The sequence below is a fragment of the Rania fehmarnensis genome, from assembly GCF_056494185.1.
Genome location: NZ_CM151398.1, coordinates 2,812,865 through 2,829,968 on the forward strand (window position 1 = coordinate 2,812,865; position 17,104 = coordinate 2,829,968).

General features: G+C 55.5%; 10 protein-coding genes. 7 read left to right on the forward strand and 3 right to left on the reverse strand.

Going from position 1 to position 17,104, the window contains the following annotated elements; translation table 11 throughout:
- Positions 1-94: 94 nt before the first annotated feature.
- Together mutS and SH573x_RS09500 are read right to left on the reverse strand one after the other, a co-directional pair.
- Complete coding sequence (gene mutS, locus SH573x_RS09495) at positions 95-2,707, reverse strand: DNA mismatch repair protein MutS (RefSeq protein ID WP_479356685.1); 2,613 nt, start codon at positions 2,705-2,707, stop codon at positions 95-97.
- Positions 2,708-3,006: 299 nt separating this feature from the next.
- Positions 3,007-3,807 (reverse strand): DUF1570 domain-containing protein, encoded by an 801-nt coding sequence (locus tag SH573x_RS09500; RefSeq protein WP_479354475.1) that lies wholly within the window; start codon positions 3,805-3,807, stop codon positions 3,007-3,009.
- Positions 3,808-4,142: 335 nt separating this feature from the next.
- Between SH573x_RS09500 and SH573x_RS09505 the strand changes: the two genes are divergently transcribed.
- Positions 4,143-5,444, forward strand: a complete 1,302-nt coding sequence (locus SH573x_RS09505; RefSeq protein WP_479354477.1) for a M20 metallopeptidase family protein — start codon at positions 4,143-4,145, stop codon at positions 5,442-5,444.
- Between the two features lie 58 nt (positions 5,445-5,502).
- Here SH573x_RS09505 and eno read toward each other — a convergent pair whose 3' ends face one another.
- Complete coding sequence (gene eno / locus SH573x_RS09510) at positions 5,503-6,780, reverse strand: phosphopyruvate hydratase (RefSeq protein ID WP_479354479.1); 1,278 nt, start codon at positions 6,778-6,780, stop codon at positions 5,503-5,505.
- Positions 6,781-6,964: 184 nt separating this feature from the next.
- Here eno and SH573x_RS09515 point away from each other — a divergent pair, with 184 nt between their 5' ends.
- The 6 genes from SH573x_RS09515 (at position 6,965) to SH573x_RS09540 (ending at position 17,102) form a co-directional block, all read left to right on the forward strand.
- Complete coding sequence (locus SH573x_RS09515; protein ID WP_479354481.1) at positions 6,965-7,609, forward strand: riboflavin synthase; 645 nt, start codon at positions 6,965-6,967, stop codon at positions 7,607-7,609.
- Position 7,610: 1 nt separating this feature from the next.
- Positions 7,611-8,519, forward strand: a complete 909-nt coding sequence (gene rsmA, locus SH573x_RS09520) for a 16S rRNA (adenine(1518)-N(6)/adenine(1519)-N(6))-dimethyltransferase RsmA (protein WP_479354483.1) — start codon at positions 7,611-7,613, stop codon at positions 8,517-8,519.
- Positions 8,520-8,749: 230 nt separating this feature from the next.
- On the forward strand, positions 8,750-10,339 hold the full coding sequence (locus SH573x_RS09525; protein WP_479354485.1) for a serine/threonine-protein kinase: 1,590 nt from the start codon (positions 8,750-8,752) through the stop codon (positions 10,337-10,339).
- Between the two features lie 8 nt (positions 10,340-10,347).
- A complete protein-coding gene (locus tag SH573x_RS09530; RefSeq protein WP_479354487.1) occupies positions 10,348-12,474 on the forward strand; it encodes a carbon starvation CstA family protein in 2,127 nt (708 codons plus the stop codon).
- A 182-nt stretch (positions 12,475-12,656) separates the two neighbouring features.
- On the forward strand, positions 12,657-13,067 hold the full coding sequence (locus SH573x_RS09535; RefSeq protein WP_479354489.1) for a hypothetical protein: 411 nt from the start codon (positions 12,657-12,659) through the stop codon (positions 13,065-13,067).
- A 291-nt stretch (positions 13,068-13,358) separates the two neighbouring features.
- Positions 13,359-17,102, forward strand: a complete 3,744-nt coding sequence (locus tag SH573x_RS09540; protein WP_479354490.1) for a hypothetical protein — start codon at positions 13,359-13,361, stop codon at positions 17,100-17,102.
- Positions 17,103-17,104: the final 2 nt, after the last annotated feature.

The window sequence follows — 17,104 nt, forward strand, 5'->3', positions numbered from 1 at the left end:
GGTCATTGATTGCGTGCGTCAATTTCTATCAGGGGACTTGGGAATGGTCAAGCCGCCCTGAGGATTTCGTAGCCCGACTTCCGCGAAGTCGGCTTTACTTCTTTTCGGTCTCAGTCTTCAGTTGCTTGAGGATTTCGAGAGCTGCAGCCGGGTCGAGGTTCGCGAGCTCCAAATCTCGCAGTTTGTCGACCACCGGATGTTCGCCAAAGTCAAACAAGGTTAACTGGATGGGGGTCTTGGCGGCCCGGCGGGGTGGGGTGATCTTCGAGTCGCCGTATTTGTTGATGTGGTCGGTTTCCAGCTGAGCCAAAATGTCCTTGGCGCGTTCATTGATCGCTTGGGGCACGCCGGCCAGCCGAGCGACGTGGATTCCATAGCTCTTGTCAGCCCCACCGGGAACAATGCGATGCAGAAAGACGATGTTATCGTCCCATTCCTTGACCGCCACATTTAAATTGCGGACTCGCGGCAGAGACTTTTCCAACTGCGTTAGCTCATGGTAGTGCGTGGCAAAAAATGTCCGCGCCCCGATGTGATCGTGCAAGTGTTCCACAATGGCCCACGCCAGGCTCAGTCCATCGTAGGTGCTAGTGCCGCGACCGATTTCATCCAGGATGATGACGCTGTGGGCAGTGGCGGTGTTCAAGATCCTGGCCGTCTCGACCATCTCCACCATAAAGGTACTTTGGCCGCGCGCCAGTTCATCGCTAGCGCCGACGCGTGCAAAGACGCGATCAGCGATGCCGATCGTGGCGCTTTGGGCGGGCACAAAGCTACCGATTTGAGCCATAATTGTCAGCAGCGCTACTTGCCGAATGTAAGTGCTCTTGCCAGCCATGTTGGGACCGGTGATCAGCATGATCAAGCCGGCTTCGGAACTGACGCAGGCATCGTTGGCCACAAAGGTTCCGGTGGGCAAACAGACATCCAGAATCGGATGCCGACCACCTTGAATATCTAGTTCGGAGCGTTCAGTCATCCGGGGACGAACATAGCCTTGCTTGCGGGCTAGCGCTGCCAGTCCACACAAGACGTCCAGCTCGGCCAACAGCCACGCAGCCTGTTGCAGGTCTGATAAGTGTTCGACAACTACTTCGCGCAATTCACCGAACAGCGTCAGCTCGAGCGACTTGGATTCTTCTTCGGCGGACAGGATTTTGGATTCGTATTGCTTCAGTTCGTCAGTAATGTAACGTTCGGCATTTTTCAAGGTTTGCTTGCGCACGTAGTCGAGCGGAATCTTGTCTTTGTGGACGTTGGTCACTTCCAGGTAATAGCCAAACACGGAGGTGAAACCAATTTTGAGACTGGTGATACCGGTGCGTTGGATTTGTTCGCCTTGATAACGCGCCAACCATTGTTTGCCGCCGCTGGCCAACTCGCGTAGTTCATCCAAGCGCACATCGTAACCCGTGCGAATGAAGCCGCCATCGCGAGCCAAGGCAGGACAATCATCGGCCAAGGCTGCCTGCAAACGTCGTTGCAATTGCTCGCAGAGTGGCAAGGCGCGCTCGAGCTGTACCAGCAACTCGCTACGGCGACTCGATAAAGTATTCTTGATGTGTGGAATCTGCGCGAGCGTTTGTTGTACTTGTTTTAAGTCGCGGGGACTTGCCCGCTGTGTACAGATGCGCGACAGCAAGCGTTCCAGGTCGTAGATCTCGCTGAGCGCATCACGTAGTGCAGTGCGTAGCCGCTCGTCGCGCATCAGTTCTTCGACTGCGCTCTGACGCATCTCGATGATAGGCACATCGACCAGCGGCGCAGCCAGCCAACTGGATAACATCCGCGCGCCCATCGGGGTAACCGTTTGATCGAGCACACCCAGGAGCGATCCATCGCGTTGACCAGTGCGCATGGTGTGGGTCAGCTCGAGGCTGCGGCGCGTAGCAGCATCGATCTCCAAGCAAGTGCCCACGCGATACGGCAGCAGCTGCTGCACATGTTGGATAGATGTGCGTTGTGTTTCGGTCAAGTAAGCCAGGATCGCGCCGGCGGCGCAGAGAGCCGGATGGTCGTCAGCATTCTCCCAACCCATGCCTGCCAAATTATGCACGCCGAAGTGATGACAGAGTTGTCGTTCAGCTTCTTCCAATCCAAATTGCCACACGGGCCGCAGGGTCAGCGCCCACGTATCGAGGGCATCGGTCGAGATCGAGCCATCATCATCGCGCACCAAAACTTCCGAGGGCTCCAATCGCGCCAGTTCATCGCGGACGCTGGAGGCAGAGAATACGCCGGCTTGAAACTTGCCGGTCGACAGTTCGGCCCAAGCGATGCCAACCTTTTTGTCTTGATTCTCAGTGCCCCGTCCGGGCCGAGGCGTGTACACGCATACCAGCAGGTTAGTGACGCGTGGGTCCAGCAAGGCATCATCGGTTAACGTGCCAGCGGTAACAATCCGCGTAACTTCGCGTTTGACGATGCCTTTGGCTTCGCGCGGGTCTTCGACTTGTTCGCACACGGCCACGCGATAGCCACTGCGAATCAGTTTGGCCAGGTAACCTTCCAGTTGATGGTACGGAAAGCCGGCCATGGGGATCGGGTTTTCGCCTTTGTCGCGACTGGTCAGAGTCAGACCCAATACGCGGGCCACGATCTTGGCATCTTCGTGGAACAGTTCGTAGAAATCGCCCATGCGAAACAAGAGCAACGCATCACCGCAAGCGGCTTTGGCCTCCATGTATTGACGCATCATGGGCGAAATGGGAGCAGCAGCGGCCTGTGTCATAACGAACAGCAATCAATGCAAAAACGCACCCTGATTTACGCCGCAACCATCGCGGCCAGCAGCCATCGGGCTTTGCTTCAACCTCGAATTGTAACCGTCGGGGACAAAGTTCGAAATCGGTAGTCGTGTAGGAGTAGGAGTAGGAGTAGGAGTAGGAGTAGGAGTAGGAGTAGGAGTAGGAGTAGGAGTAGGAGTAGGAGTAGGCTCCCCGCAGTAGATGCGCAGGCGGAGCCTGCGGTGCAGTGGGTTACCAGGCAGAGCCTGGTAACCAGTGCTCAGATCGCATTGAAATGCGAAATGAACTCGCTGCGATAGTCAGGCAACTGATGAGCCAAGTCGCGCGACAGTGGTGCAATGACACTGGCGGTGCGACAAGCGGCCAATTGATTGACGAGCAGACTACGCGTTGATTGGCGCCGGTGAAGCAGAAAGTGCACCCAGGCCCAGGCGTCGCGGTAGTGTTCGCTTTTCATTTCAGCCACATCGCGCAGGCGTTCCAGTTGTTCCAGATCCGGCACCTGCTCGGTCGATGAAGACTTCAACAAGCGCAGGTGAGGATGACCGCTCCAGCGATCATGCGCGGGGACTTCGAAATACTCGGCCAGTCCCTCATCTAGCCACAAAGGCAGAACGCGATCGCGCTGATTGAGCATGGCATGGACCGATTCGTGTCGCAAATCCGTATCCATGTCGGCATGGCGATGCGCAAAGAGCATGCCAGTGCCACGTTGTTGAATGAACAGTGCGCGACGTGGTGGCAGCTTGGGAAAGTAATGATCCATGTAGCGACGATACTCTTCGCCTCGGTCGAACAACACCATGTGCATGGTCTCGGTCGGTGCAGGCATGCTAAGCATCTCGCCCACATCGACAACCAAATGTTGGAGCTGGTCTATGAATGGGCTCTGACGGGAAATTTCAAAGTCGGCATGTATGCGAAAGATGCCGGCCTGGACTTCGTAGGGCCATTTCAGCGACGATTCGGTCGCTTGGCAGTGTGTCGAGACCAAAAACGCGGCCCCCGCCCAGGCGAAGCAGCTTCGTCGTGTTATCGGCCAGTGGCGATGTGGTGGCATTCTGAAATTCCGGGAGCGGAGCCGCGTGCGCCCCTGGCTTACGCGTCGGGTTGGGATTCTCGGCCGTCAGTGCGTTGAAAATCAACTCTCGGGCGGGCGAAGTGTAGCGGGTGATCCCGCTGGCTACAATAATGATGTTCCCAGTTGGTTGACTAAGCCGACGGCATGAGCCGCGGTTATTGGGCGGTCACGCCCGTTGGATGAAGCAACCGAGGCTAACGCCGCTAACGCCTATGGCTAAGGGGCAACCGAGGCTAACGCCCACGGTTTAGTGGGAAGTGCAAATTACCTAAATCACCAAAGGTGCTGCTCCGATGCGCTGGATTGCTTGCATAATGTTGCTCTTGGCCATGTGGTCGGTTTCTAATTCTCTAGTGGCGGCCGAGCCTGTGGCCGAGGCCGCCCTCAGTAAATGGCTCGACGGGAACCTTACCAAGCTCCTGGAAGACTATCGTTGGTTGCACACGCATCCAGAGGTTTCCTTTCAAGAAGAACAGACCGCTACCTTTGTGGCCCAGCAGTTCCGCGATGCGGGCTTTGCCGTCACTGAAAAAGTTGGCGGATATGGCGTGGTAGCCATCCTCAAAAATGGTGACGGTCCGATGTTGATGCTGCGCACCGACTTGGATGCTCTACCTGTAACCGAGCAGACCGAATTGCCCTTCGCATCCAAGCAAACGGTCCTGACCGATGCCGGCACTAGCTCAGGAGTAATGCATGCCTGTGGCCATGATATGCACATGTCGTGCGTCATCGGTGCGGGGCGATACCTGGCCGCACACAAAGATCAATGGCACGGCACTCTGATGCTGATTGGCCAGCCCGCCGAGGAACGCGGCAGTGGTGCCAAAGCGATGCTCAACGACAAACTGTTCGAACGCTTCGGCAAGCCCGACTATGCGGTCGCCTTGCATGTGGAAAGCAGTACTCCCACCGGCAAGATCGCCCTGCGCGCCGGCTACTCCTTGGCCAATGTCGATTCGGTCGATATCGAAGTTCGCGGTCGTGGCGGCCACGGCGCAGCACCGGATACAACCGTCGATCCCATTGTTCAAGCAGCCGAGCTAGTGCTGTCGTTGCAAACCATTGTCTCGCGCGAAATGAAACCGATCGAACCGGCCGTCGTGACCGTCGGGGCCATTCATGGTGGCACCAAACACAACATCATTGGCGATAACTGTCACTTGCAGATTACCGTCCGCAGTTATACCGCCGAGGTGCGCGAAAAGATTTTAAAGTCCATCAAACGCCGCGCCTTGGCCATCGCTTCGGCCTACAACGCCCCCGAACCAATCATGACGGTATCCGAAGGCACACCGGCTCTAGAGAACGACAAACAACTGACCGAACGCTTGACCAAGGTCTTTAGTCAAACGCTTGGCGAAGAGAATGTGCTGGATATGGAACCAGTCATGGGCGGCGAAGATTTCAGTCAGTTCGGCCTGGCAGGCGTACCGATCGTCATGGTGCGCTTAGGCGCCGTATCGAAGCAGCGATTGGATCGCTACAAAGAGCTGGGCCAAGTGCCGCCATCATTGCATTCGCCATCGTTCTATCCCGATGCCGAAGAAGCGCTGGCGACCGGTATCAAAACCCACGTCGCCACCGCGCTAGAGCTACTAAGCCGACGGCGTTAGCCGCGGTTATTGAACGTTCACGACCGATAGAGTGGGAACCGAGGCTAATGCCTGCGGCTTATCGGACCTTGAACATTTTGCCGGCGTAGACTGCATCGTCGCCGAGTTGTTCTTCGATGCGCAGCAGTTGGTTGTACTTGGCCATGCGATCGGAGCGCGAGGCCGAACCGGTTTTGATTTGGCCGGTTGAGAGACCCACTGCCAAGTCGGCGATGGTGGAATCTTCGGTTTCTCCGCTGCGATGGCTGGAGATCGAGGTATAGCCATTGCGCATGGCCAGTTGAATCGCTTCGATCGTTTCGGTCAGGGTACCGATTTGGTTCACCTTGATCAGAATACTGTTGGCGATGCCTTGATCGATGCCGCGTTGCAGACGCTCGACGTTGGTCACGAACAGGTCGTCACCGACCAATTGAACTTTGTTGCCGACCTTCTGAGTCAACAGTTTCCAGCTATCCCAGTCGTCTTCCGAGCAACCGTCTTCGATCGAACAGATCGGATACTTGGCGACCCAGGCGGCCAAGAAGTCGACCATTTCGGCTCCGGATAGTTTCTTGCCATCGATCGTGTAGTTCTTGCTGGCCGAGTCGTAGAACTCGGTGGCAGCCACATCCAGCGCGATCCAAATTTGTTCGCCAGCCTTGTAGCCAGCCTTGTCGATCGCTTCCATGATCAAGTCGAGGGCTTCTTGATTGCTGCCCAGATCGGGTGCGAAGCCGCCTTCGTCGCCTACGGCCGTGTTCAGCTTGCGGGTGCTGAGCACTTTCTTGAGATGATGGAAGATCTCGGTGCCCGCACGGAGAGCGTCGCTGAAGTGATCAAAGCCCAGCGGCATGACCATGAACTCTTGAACGTCGACCGAGTTATCCGCATGCTGGCCACCATTAACGATGTTCATCATCGGGGCAGGCAGAATGTGCGCTCCCGCGCCGCCCAGGTAACGATACAGGGGCAGTTGGGTAAACTGCGCGGCTGCGCGAGCGGTGGCCAATGATGCGCCGAGAATGGCGTTAGCGCCCATACGTTTCTTGTTCGGGGTGCCATCCAGATCGCACATCACGCGATCGATCATGCGTTGATCGACTGCATCCAAGCCGATCAGGGCGTCGCAGATTTCGTTGTTGACGTTTTCGACCGCTTTGGTCACGCCTTTACCCATGAAATAGTTCTTATCGCCATCGCGCAGTTCCCAAGCTTCGTGAGCCCCGGTGCTCGCGCCGCTGGGTACAGCTGCGCGACCAACCGAACCGTCCATCAACTCGATTTCCACTTCCACCGTTGGATTTCCGCGGCTATCAAGGATTTGGCGGCCAATTACCGATTGAATGATGCTCATGTGCGTGTTTCCCTGGATGCCCGCTGGCGGAATGACTGGGCTCAAAAGTTGATTGGGGTTGAAAATACGGATCCCTGGCTTGCGCCGCGGGCTGTAGAATGGTTGTATCGGGCCGTTATTTTGTGCCAAGTGCTCAAAAGCGACTAGTGGCCTTCCGCTCAGCTCTCCACGAATTTCATCCTACATGTTTACCGGTCTGGTCGAAACTCAAAGCACAGTGCTCAATATCTTGCCCGAAGAAGCTGGGAAGAGGCTGATTCTGGCCCGTCCCGCGATGTTCGACGATTGCCAACTGGGCGATAGCATCGCCGTTGGTGGCTGCTGTTTGACGATCATCGAGCTCGATTCTCAACAACTGGTTTTCCAAGCTGGCGAGGAAACGCTCTCCCGCACCTCACTGGGCAATCTCAAGACTGGCAGCCTGGTCAACTTGGAACGCGCCATGAAGTTGAGCGATCGCATCGGCGGGCACTTAGTGTCCGGGCATATCGACGGGCTGGGCCAAGTCGCGCGGCGTCGCGACGATGCGGAGTGGTCGACGATCTATTTCAGCGCTCCGCCAAACTTGATGCGGCAGATGGTTTCCAAAGGTTCGATCTGCGTCGATGGTGTGAGCCTGACGCTGGTGGACGTTACCGACAGCCAGTTTTCAGTGGCGCTTATTCCGCACACGCTGCAGGTGACCACGCTGGGCAAGTTGCAGGTCGGCGATCCCGTGAATCTGGAGACCGACATGTTGGCCAAGTATGTTCAGCGGCAGCTAACCTTCGACTCCACCAGTGAAATGACGCAACGCGCCAACCAACTTCTCTCGGGGGCTCGCTCTTAATATGTCGCAGCGACAAACACTTACCTACTTGGCGCAGCGATTAGAGAGCGTCGGCATCGAGCCCAAAACGCGCTTTGGTCAAAACTTTCTGATCGATCTGAACCTGGTCGAGTTGATTGCTCGTAGTGCGCAGCTGACTCCCAAAGATGTCGTGTTGGAAGTGGGCACCGGTATGGGCTCATTAACAAAACTGCTGGCTGCTACCGCTGCCCACGTGGTGACCGTTGAGATTGATTCGCATATCGTTCCGCTGGCACAACAAGAGTTGGCGCCTTTTAGCAATGTAACGCTGCTGGAACGTGATGCCCTCAAGAGCAAGAGCCAGTTTGATCCAGTGGTGTTGGAAACTCTGCGAGAGAAACTCGCGGCGGTGCCCGGCGGTAAACTGAAGTTAGTAGCTAACTTGCCTTATAACGTGGCCACACCGATCATCTCGAATCTGCTGAGCGTTGAACCTTGGCCCACGCGGATCGTCGTGACGATTCAAAAAGAAATGGCTGAGCGGATCGTGGCTCAGCCGCGTACCAAAGATTACGGTGCGCTGAGCATCTGGATTCAAGCGCAGGCCAAAGCCGAAATCGTGCGCATTATGCCACCCAGCGTCTTTTGGCCGCGACCCAAAGTCGATTCGGCCATCGTTGACATTCGCACCCAAAAGGTCTTTCGCGATCGCATCGGCGATGTAGAGTTTTTCCATAATTTTGTGCGCAAAACTTTTTTGCACCGACGCAAGTTTCTGCGCAGCGCGCTGGTAGGTGGCATGAAGGGAAATTTGGATAAAGAATCTGTGGACGCCATACTAGCCAAGCTGGAGATTCGTCCCGATATACGAGCCGAACAGTTGTCGGTAGAAGAAATGATCGACCTGGCCAAAACCGCTCAGCCCTACTGGCAAGATACTGTGGCATAGGCTTCCAGCCTGTGTAGTTGGTACTTGATACCTGAGGCTGAGTGCCAGAGCACGAGCCGTGAATTAACGTCGCTACACTGGGTGCTGCCTGGCCTGCGGCCACGGGTTAAACGATTTACGCTAGAGTCCAGCTGCCTGGCCTGCGGCCACGGGTTAAACGATTTACGCTAGAGTCCAACTGCCTGGCCTGCGGCGGCGGGTTAAACGATTTTACGCTAGAGTCTAAAAATATGAGTGCTTCCCATCCTAGCGATACACGGTTGAACGAACTACCGGAAGGTTTTCGTTTGGGTCCGTACACGATCATGCACAAGATCGGCAGTGGTGGGATGGCCGATGTTTACTTCGGCATGCATGACGAGTTGCATCGCCCGGCGGCGGTCAAAGTGCTGCGGCCTTCGCTGGCGGCCGATGAAGCCAACCTGCAACGCTTTTTGCAAGAGGCCCGCGCGGCCGCTTCGCTGGTGCATCCCAATATCGTGCAAGTCTACGATGTGGGCCAACAAGAGCAGACCGATTCCAGCAACCCAGAGTGCGAATCGCTGCGCTACATTGCCCAAGAGTACATCGCCGGTACAAACCTCAGGCAGTACTTGGAGCAGAAGGGCAAACTCAGCATTCGCGAAGCGCTCAGCATTTTATTGCAGACGCTGGCTGCACTGAAGAAATCGTCTTCCGCCGGTATCGTGCATCGCGACATCAAGCCAGAAAATATTCTGCTGACTAGCGAAGGCGATGTGAAAGTCACCGACTTTGGCTTGGCTCGATTGTTATACGACGATCCGAAGCTGACGCGAGCAGGTACGACGCTGGGTACGCCCATGTACATGAGTCCCGAGCAGTTGCAGGATGGCGAAGTTGATGTGCGTAGCGATTTGTATTCGCTGGGCGTCACGCTGTTTCATATGCTGGCGGGCAAACCGCCATTCTCTGGTGAAACGCCATTAGCCTTGGCGATGCAGCATGTTCAAGCTCAACCGCCCAAGTTGAGCGAACTCCGCGACGATGCGCCCAAGGCTCTGGTGAAACTGATCGATCGACTGTTGGCCAAGAAACCGCAAGATCGCTTTGGTAGTCCTGACGACGTAATCACTGCGCTCAAAGCTGATCGTGGCGATGGACTGGCGGAACATTGGCCCGAACAAACCATTCCGCTGCCCGGTGCAGCTACGCCGCTCAATAGTGCGGCCCCGTTACCAGCGACGATTCACTTGCAAGATCAACTGAATCGTTTGCGCAATCGCCGGAACCGCAAGTGGGTGCGGGTGGCATCCATGTTGATCGTCCTGGCGATGGCTTTGGCTGCCGGCAGTCTGGTGGCTCAAATGCGACCCAGACCGACCATGTTTGGCAATAGCCAGAACATGCACTTTGGCGTTCCCCGACAAGAGAACGTTGAAGCTCAATACTTGAACGCCTTATTCAATGCCAAGCCACGTAATCGCTACTTGTGGGAAGCCATTCCCTATTTCTTTCCGCCTCAAGTCAACAAGACCAATCGGTTGTATGCCGGCAAAGCCTGGTTGCAACTTGCTCGACAGCTGCGTCAACAGAGCGACAAGGAGAAGTCTGAAGCCGAAGAGATTCTGCGCAAGAAGATCATCGACAACGAAGATATGGATGATCTGGTGAAGTCGCTGGCCTGGCTCGAACTGGCGGTCGTCGCCAGAGAACGCGGTGATGAATCGAAAGTTGACGAAGCACTTAGTAAAGCTGAAGGACTTCGCCCGCGCCCGGGTAGCGAAGACGATATGATCTTTCTCAGCAGTGTTCCCGAACGATTCAGGGAGCAGTTCAGCAGTCCCACCGGTCGAGGCTAACCCCCCGCATGCAATCCCTCCACGCGCTTCCCCTAATCGTCGCCGTATTGGCGGCCATGGCTATTTCGTATCGCTACTACAGTCGCTTTCTCGCCTTCAGAGTGATGGGCCTCAGCGATGCGAATCCCACGCCGGCTCACGTGCATCACGATGGCCAAAACTATCATGCGACCAATCGCGGTGTGCTGTTCGGCCATCACTTTGCAGCCATCTCCGGCGCCGGTCCACTGATTGGCCCGGTGCTAGCGATTCAATTTGGTTACATGCCTGGTCTGTTGTGGTTGGTGATCGGTGTATGTTTGGCAGGTGCCGTGCAAGACATGATGGTCTTGGCCGCTTCGGTGCGCAACGATGGCAAGTCGCTGGCGGAACTCGCCCGCAGACTGCTGGGTGGTGTGCCTGGCAACCTGGCCGCCATAGCCATTCTGTTCATCGTGATCATCGCCCTGTCGGGGCTAGGCATGGTAGTTGTCAAAGCCCTCGGCGGCGAACAGATCAACCTGGCCAAAGGTACCAAGATTTCTACCACTGAAGTCATGCAGGTCGTGGAAGGCGAACGTGGTCCTTATTTGAATGTGCCCTCGGCTTCGACCACTGTTTATCCCAATGGTGTCTCGGCTACACGCAGCGAAGGTTACGAACTGTATTTCCCCAAAGATGCCAAGGTTGAGAACAATCTCACCCAGTTCGAAGTGCCAGCGGGGACTTACGAAAACGTTCCTGGTAGTAGTTGGGGCAGCTTCACAATTTTCTGCACCATACCGATCGCACTGTTTGTGGGCTGGTACATGTACAAGCTGCGACCGGGGCGCATCGGCGAAGCTTCCTTGATTGGAGCGGCCGCGGTGTTGGCCGCGACGGTCGTCGGCAACTGGATTCCAGGCTCGTGGCTCGAACCCTATTTCTCGCTTTCGCGTTCGGGCACGATCATTGCGATATGTGTCTACGGTTTTGTGGCTTCGGTGTTGCCCGTGTGGTTGTTGCTCTGCCCACGCGACTATCTGTCGAGCTTCTTGAAGATCGGCACGATTGTCTTGTTAGTGGGCGGCATCATGATCGCCAACCCCGTGATGAGCGCCCCGCCGATCAATCCTGTGTTCGCCAGTGGCGGTGGGCCATACTTTGACGGAGCCATCTTTCCGTTTGTGTTTATTTGCATCATGTGTGGTGCGATCTCCGGGTTTCATGCGCTCGTATCATCGGGCACGACTCCTAAAATGGTCGACAAGGAAACCGATGTTCGAATGATCGGCTATGGCAGTATGTTGTTGGAAGGACTAGTCGGCGTAGTGGCGCTGCTGGCTGCCGCTGCCCTGCCCCAAGCCGACTACTGGGCCATCAATATCAAGATCGAGAACATCGCGCAGTATGCCGATCGCCTGGTGCAATTAGGCGCCGATGTGGATCACTTGAGCGTTATCGAAGAGCAAGTTGGCGGCGAAAGTTTGCGCGGTCGAACAGGCGGAGCTGTGACTCTGGCGGTGGGCATGGCGCAAATCATGACCCAAGCCACTGCCCGCATCGCGCCGGGCGTTTCCATCGAAGCGCTGATCAAGTATTGGTATCACTTCGCCATTATGTTCGAGGCCCTCTTCATCTTGACGACCATCGATACCGGCACGCGGATCGCGAGATTCTTGCTGCAGGAAATCTTGAGCAAGTTTTATAAACCGTTTGAGCGCGTCGACTGGACGCCGGGTGTGATCCTGTCGACTGGCCTGGTGACGCTGGGCTGGGGCGGACTGATCTGGACGGGTTCGATCGATACGATCTGGCCCATGTTTGGTATTGCCAATCAATTGTTAGCGGCGATTGCCCTGATCGTGGTGACAACTTATCTCATTCACATTGATCGCGCGCGTTACATTTGGGTGACTCTTATACCATTGGCATTTGTGACAGCCACCACGATGACTGCGGCAAACAGTCTGGTGACGGGCAAGTTCTGGATGATTCTGTCCAAGGGAATCAAGGACAATAGCTGGTACATGATGATCCAAGGTGGACTGAACATCGCAGCCACCATCTTCTTGGTGGTTAGCTTTATCGTCATCTTGGTTTACGCAGTGACGCAATGGCTCTCCGGCCGTCACCTTCCTCCGGCTACACATGTCAACTCTGAACCGACCAATTAACGTGGCAGGATGTCACCTCTCCCGCGCGGAGATCGTACAGCTTGTTAGTGGAGCAACTGCATTGTGTTTTGGGGGTTGGGGTGGCACTGGCAATGCGCAGCATAGCCAGTGCTTAAAACGAAGCGGTTGATATTCGGGCTGCAGTTGACAGGGCTAATGAAACCGAAGTTTCAAAGCATGTTGTGTACGGGGGCGCCGGTGATGATATCCTGGTCGGCATGTATGGAGTCGATCGCTTATTCGGCGACAGTGGTCGTGATCGACTGCTGATCGGCGCCAATTGTCAGCTACTGAATTTTCCACACAGCGCTTCATTGCGTTCCGATCTTCGCGACCTCTGGAGCGCGGATGTCAGCTATACCGAGCGCGTTCAGTTCCTGAGCACGATTGGCGTCGGCCGTTCGCGCGTGTATCGACTAGTCGTACGCAACGACAGTAACGGCGTCAGTCACGATAGTGATATCGATACGTTTTATGGCGAGTTAGGACAGGACTGGTTCTTTATCGGCACAGCCACCGAGCAGAATCGCGCGTCCGGTGGCCTCCGCGACCGTCGAGTGGACGAACAAATTAACGACCCAACTGTGGCATAGGCTTCCAGCCGGTGTATGTGGCATAGGCTTCCAGCCTGTGGACTAGCCAATCAAGTCGGCCTTACGCAGTCGTACTCCTACTCGTACTCCTACTCGAAATCGACCCGAGTACGAGCACGAGCACGAGCACGAGTAGGAGTAGGAGTATGAGTAGGATGCCTATGCCACAAACACAGGCTGGAAGCCTATGCCACAGCGGTTTCGGTTATGATAGAGGACCCACAACTCAGCTTTCCCTCAAGTCGGAACCCCACCATGCTGCTGGCTATTCGTCGTTCAATGCGTCGTTCAATGCGTCGTTCACTGAGTCGTGCGTTGCTGACTCGGCTGTCCAGGATCGAACGACTGGAAGAGCGGGCGGTATTTTCGGCTGGCCAACTAGATCCAACTTTTGGTGGCACGGGCATCGTGCGCACCGAGTTTAGTGAATCCGCCACCTACGGTACGGCGGCGCAAGGTACGGCCATCCAGAGTGATGGCCGCATCGTGGCCGCAGGTGAAGGCGGCATGGCTCGCTTTAATACCGATGGCTCGATCGATACTTCGTTTGGTATCGATGGGCGCGTAGCCACACCGTTTTATGTGCGGGCTGTCGCGGTCCAGACCGATGGTAAGTTGCTGATCGCGGGTGGTACAGCGCAATACAACAGCACCGATATGCTGGTAGCGCGATACCTGGCTAACGGCCAGTTGGATACTTCATGGGATGGGGACGGCATCGCTTCCATTGACTTTGGCGGTGTCAATGAATGGGCGACTTCTCTGCTGGTGGAACCAAGCGGCCGCGTGGTGGTCGCGGGCGGCGCGGAAGGTAGTGTGGCTATCGCTCGCTTGTTGACAACCGGTCAACTCGATACGTCGTTTGATACCGATGGTAAACAGTCGCGACAGTTTACGCGCAGTGACACAGCCTATGGTCTGGCTCGACAAGCCAATGGGCGCATCCTGGTGGTTGGCAGTAGTTGGGTTAACCTGGCGTTCAACAACATTAACTACGACATGTTTGTGTTGCGCATTAATACAAACGGTTCGGTCGATGCGACCTTCGACGGTGATGGAATCGCGCATGCGAACTTCACGTCGAGCGCCTATTCTCGCGATGTTGGTCGGGGAGTAGCCGTGCAAGCGGATGGTCGAATCGTTATCACCGGCTCAGTCTATGGCAACTTTCGCCAGTTCACAGGCGTGGCCCGCTTCAATAGCGATGGAACGCTGGATTCAACCTTTGGAGTTGAGGGACGCGTAACGTTTTCCGTTAACAACGAAGTTCTAACCGGCACGGTTTTTGTCTTGAGCGATCAGCGGTTGGTGGTAACCAACTATCAAAGTGTGATGCGTTTGACATCCAGCGGTGCGCTGGACGTTACGTTTGACGGCGATGGGATCATGAGGACCAACGGACTAGTTAACTCGGCCGCTCAACAAGCTGACGGCGCGATTGTGGTGGGTGGAACCTTCTTAAACACCTTTGGCATTCTAAGGCTCTTGGCCGATGGCGGTATAGACAGTAGTTTTTCAGCCGATGGAGTCGCCATCGCGCCCATGGGCAGCAGCCATGATACAGCCACCGATTCGCTGGTTCAGTCGGATGGTCGCATCGTGGTGGTCGGAGCAAGTCAGTTAGGCTTTGCCGCGGCTCGCTATTTAAGCGATGGACAATTAGATACCAGCTTCTCCAGTGATGGCCTGCAGTTGATCGATTTTGGCGGGCAATTCGTGGATGCATCGGCCACTGCAGTGGTGCAGCAGAACGACGGCAAGCTAGTGCTCGTTGGCCGGGGGCGAGAAATCAACAATAGCTTGAGTACCTCCCGCATGGTTGTGGTGCGTTTGAATGTGGATGGCTCGCTGGACACGAGTTTTTCGGACGACGGTTGGCAACTAACGGACTTGGGTGGTTGGTCCGAGGCCAACGCGGTCCTGCTTCAACCTGATGGCAAAATTGTCGTCGGTGGTGCTTACGATGACTATGCTACGCTGGTTCGTTACACTCCTGATGGCACGCTGGACGCCAGCTTCAGTAGTGACGGCATGGTTTCGATGCAATCTTTCGGCACCACGATTCATTCGCTGGTTTTGCAGCCCGACGGTCGCATCTTGGCCGGTGGTATCATGCGTCCCAACTCACTTGCGATCACCAATTACGGTTCCATGTTAATGGTCGCGAGATTCAAGGCTAACGGTGCCTTGGACCCAACCTTTGGTGTCAATGGTCGCTTGACAGACTCGAACATGTACATTCGTACCGTCGATGATATTGTGCTGCTGGACGATGGTACTTTCATCGTTGTCGGTGATACTTCTCGATATCATCAGGGCGTCGAGATTAGCAACATCGCGGTTGGACAATACAACAACTTTGGCATTGTGTCGGGCGCACTGACTCCGCAGGTCTATGTCGAAACCCAGCCAAATGGCCTAAGCGCCTTTTCCCGAATTCCCATGGATTCTTGGGCGGAGGCTATCTTTCAGCAACCTGATGGCAAACTGCTAATTGTGGGCTACACCTACCAGACGATGGTGGTGCGACGCAGTCATGCAGACGGCACGATCGATTCCAGTTTTTCTGGTGATGGCACTCTGCAGATCGGTTTACCTGGTGAGCAGTGGCGAGCCACGAACGTGGTTCAACAAAGTGATGGTCAAATAATTGTCACCGGGTCTGCACGCGGTCCATCGACTAACGGTCCGGAGAGCGACTTCGTCGTGCTGCGATTGCAGAATCCTTCGGTGCCAGAGAATTCAACGCGTGTCTTTGTAAACTCGCAGGGCAATATCGAAATAGCCGATCTCTGGGGACGCGATGATCGATTCGAATTGAGGCGAGTAGGTGATTCGATTGTAGTTCGCGAGAATTCGTACGATACACACAGTAGCTTTCAAGTTGTCAATCTGCCGACGATCACTGGGCATGGAACGCGAGAGATTTCCATTCCGATCAGTACGATCACAGCTACTGGTAAACCACTAGTGATCAATAGTATGGCCGGCGATGATCTGTTGGTGTCGGACTACGATGATTTCGATGGGCCAACCACGGGTATGTTGTTCCGGGCTGGAACGGGCGATGATAAGATCTCCATGGCTAACTACATTACCCCCATCTCCTGGGTCTTGTCCGCGGCCACCTCAGGTTCGGCCCGGCCAGTGGGCAAAGTTCCAATCAACTTCACGGGAGTGGAGAATCTGGACGGTGGTTTTGGTACCGACAGTTTTCGATTGCTGTTCCAAGGCAGTAGCGATGTATTAAAGATCAATGGGGGCATCGGCATGCTCAACTCACTTGATCTGCGGGCCGATGCCGACTTCTCGTTCACTTCGCAAGTACTCATCGGTTATGGCCAGCGCATGGACGTGGATGACGGCAGCCAACAGCAGTCGTATGCGTTATTGAACATTAACCAGGTGACCTTGCGTGGTGGCGCCGGAAACAATCGCATCGATGCCCGCAATTTTTTGGGCTCGGCTGTGATCTACGGCGGTGATGGCGACGACGAACTGCTTGGATCGAATCAGTATCGGTCGGATTTGTTTGGTGGCGCTGGAAACGATGCGTTGTACGGGGGCGGTGGTGATAACGTTCTGCGAGGCGGTCTGGGCGACGACCTGCTGCAGGCCGATTCCGGAAACGATCAGCTTTATGGCGAAGATGGTCAAGATGTGTTGGTGGGTGGCTACGGTGTCGATGGGCTCTACGGCGGAGCTGGCGATGATCTGCTGCTGGGCGATTACAGTCCGCTGCTGGTATTCAGTACTGACGCCACCACGGTGGCCGCGCGTGATGCGATCTTGGCAACGTGGCGCTCATCCGATGACTATGCAACTAAGATCGAACGTCTAACGGTAACCGGAGTTGGCCCCGACAACAACGTCCGCTTGATTCCGAACTCATCTTTGTTCTACGACTTCAGTGTCGATACTTACTTCGGCAATACCGGCAGTGACTGGTTCGTAGCCGATGTCCAGACCGAAGTCGGGCTGGAAAGCGGTGGCGTGCGTGATCGCATCGTCAGCGAACAGATACTTGATATATAAAG

Excerpts from the sequence above, each read along its gene's own strand:
- SH573x_RS09500 (WP_479354475.1), bottom strand. The coding sequence starts at position 3,807 with ATGCCACCACATCGCCACTGGCCGATAACACGACGAAGCTGCTTCGCC.
- SH573x_RS09505 (WP_479354477.1), top strand. The coding sequence starts at position 4,143 with ATGTTGCTCTTGGCCATGTGGTCGGTTTCTAATTCTCTAGTGGCGGCC.
- eno (WP_479354479.1), bottom strand. The coding sequence starts at position 6,780 with ATGAGCATCATTCAATCGGTAATTGGCCGCCAAATCCTTGATAGCCGC.
- SH573x_RS09515 (WP_479354481.1), top strand. The coding sequence starts at position 6,965 with ATGTTTACCGGTCTGGTCGAAACTCAAAGCACAGTGCTCAATATCTTG.
- rsmA (WP_479354483.1), top strand. The coding sequence starts at position 7,611 with ATGTCGCAGCGACAAACACTTACCTACTTGGCGCAGCGATTAGAGAGC.
- SH573x_RS09525 (WP_479354485.1), top strand. The coding sequence starts at position 8,750 with ATGAGTGCTTCCCATCCTAGCGATACACGGTTGAACGAACTACCGGAA.
- SH573x_RS09530 (WP_479354487.1), top strand. The coding sequence starts at position 10,348 with ATGCAATCCCTCCACGCGCTTCCCCTAATCGTCGCCGTATTGGCGGCC.
- SH573x_RS09540 (WP_479354490.1), top strand. The coding sequence starts at position 13,359 with ATGCGTCGTTCACTGAGTCGTGCGTTGCTGACTCGGCTGTCCAGGATC.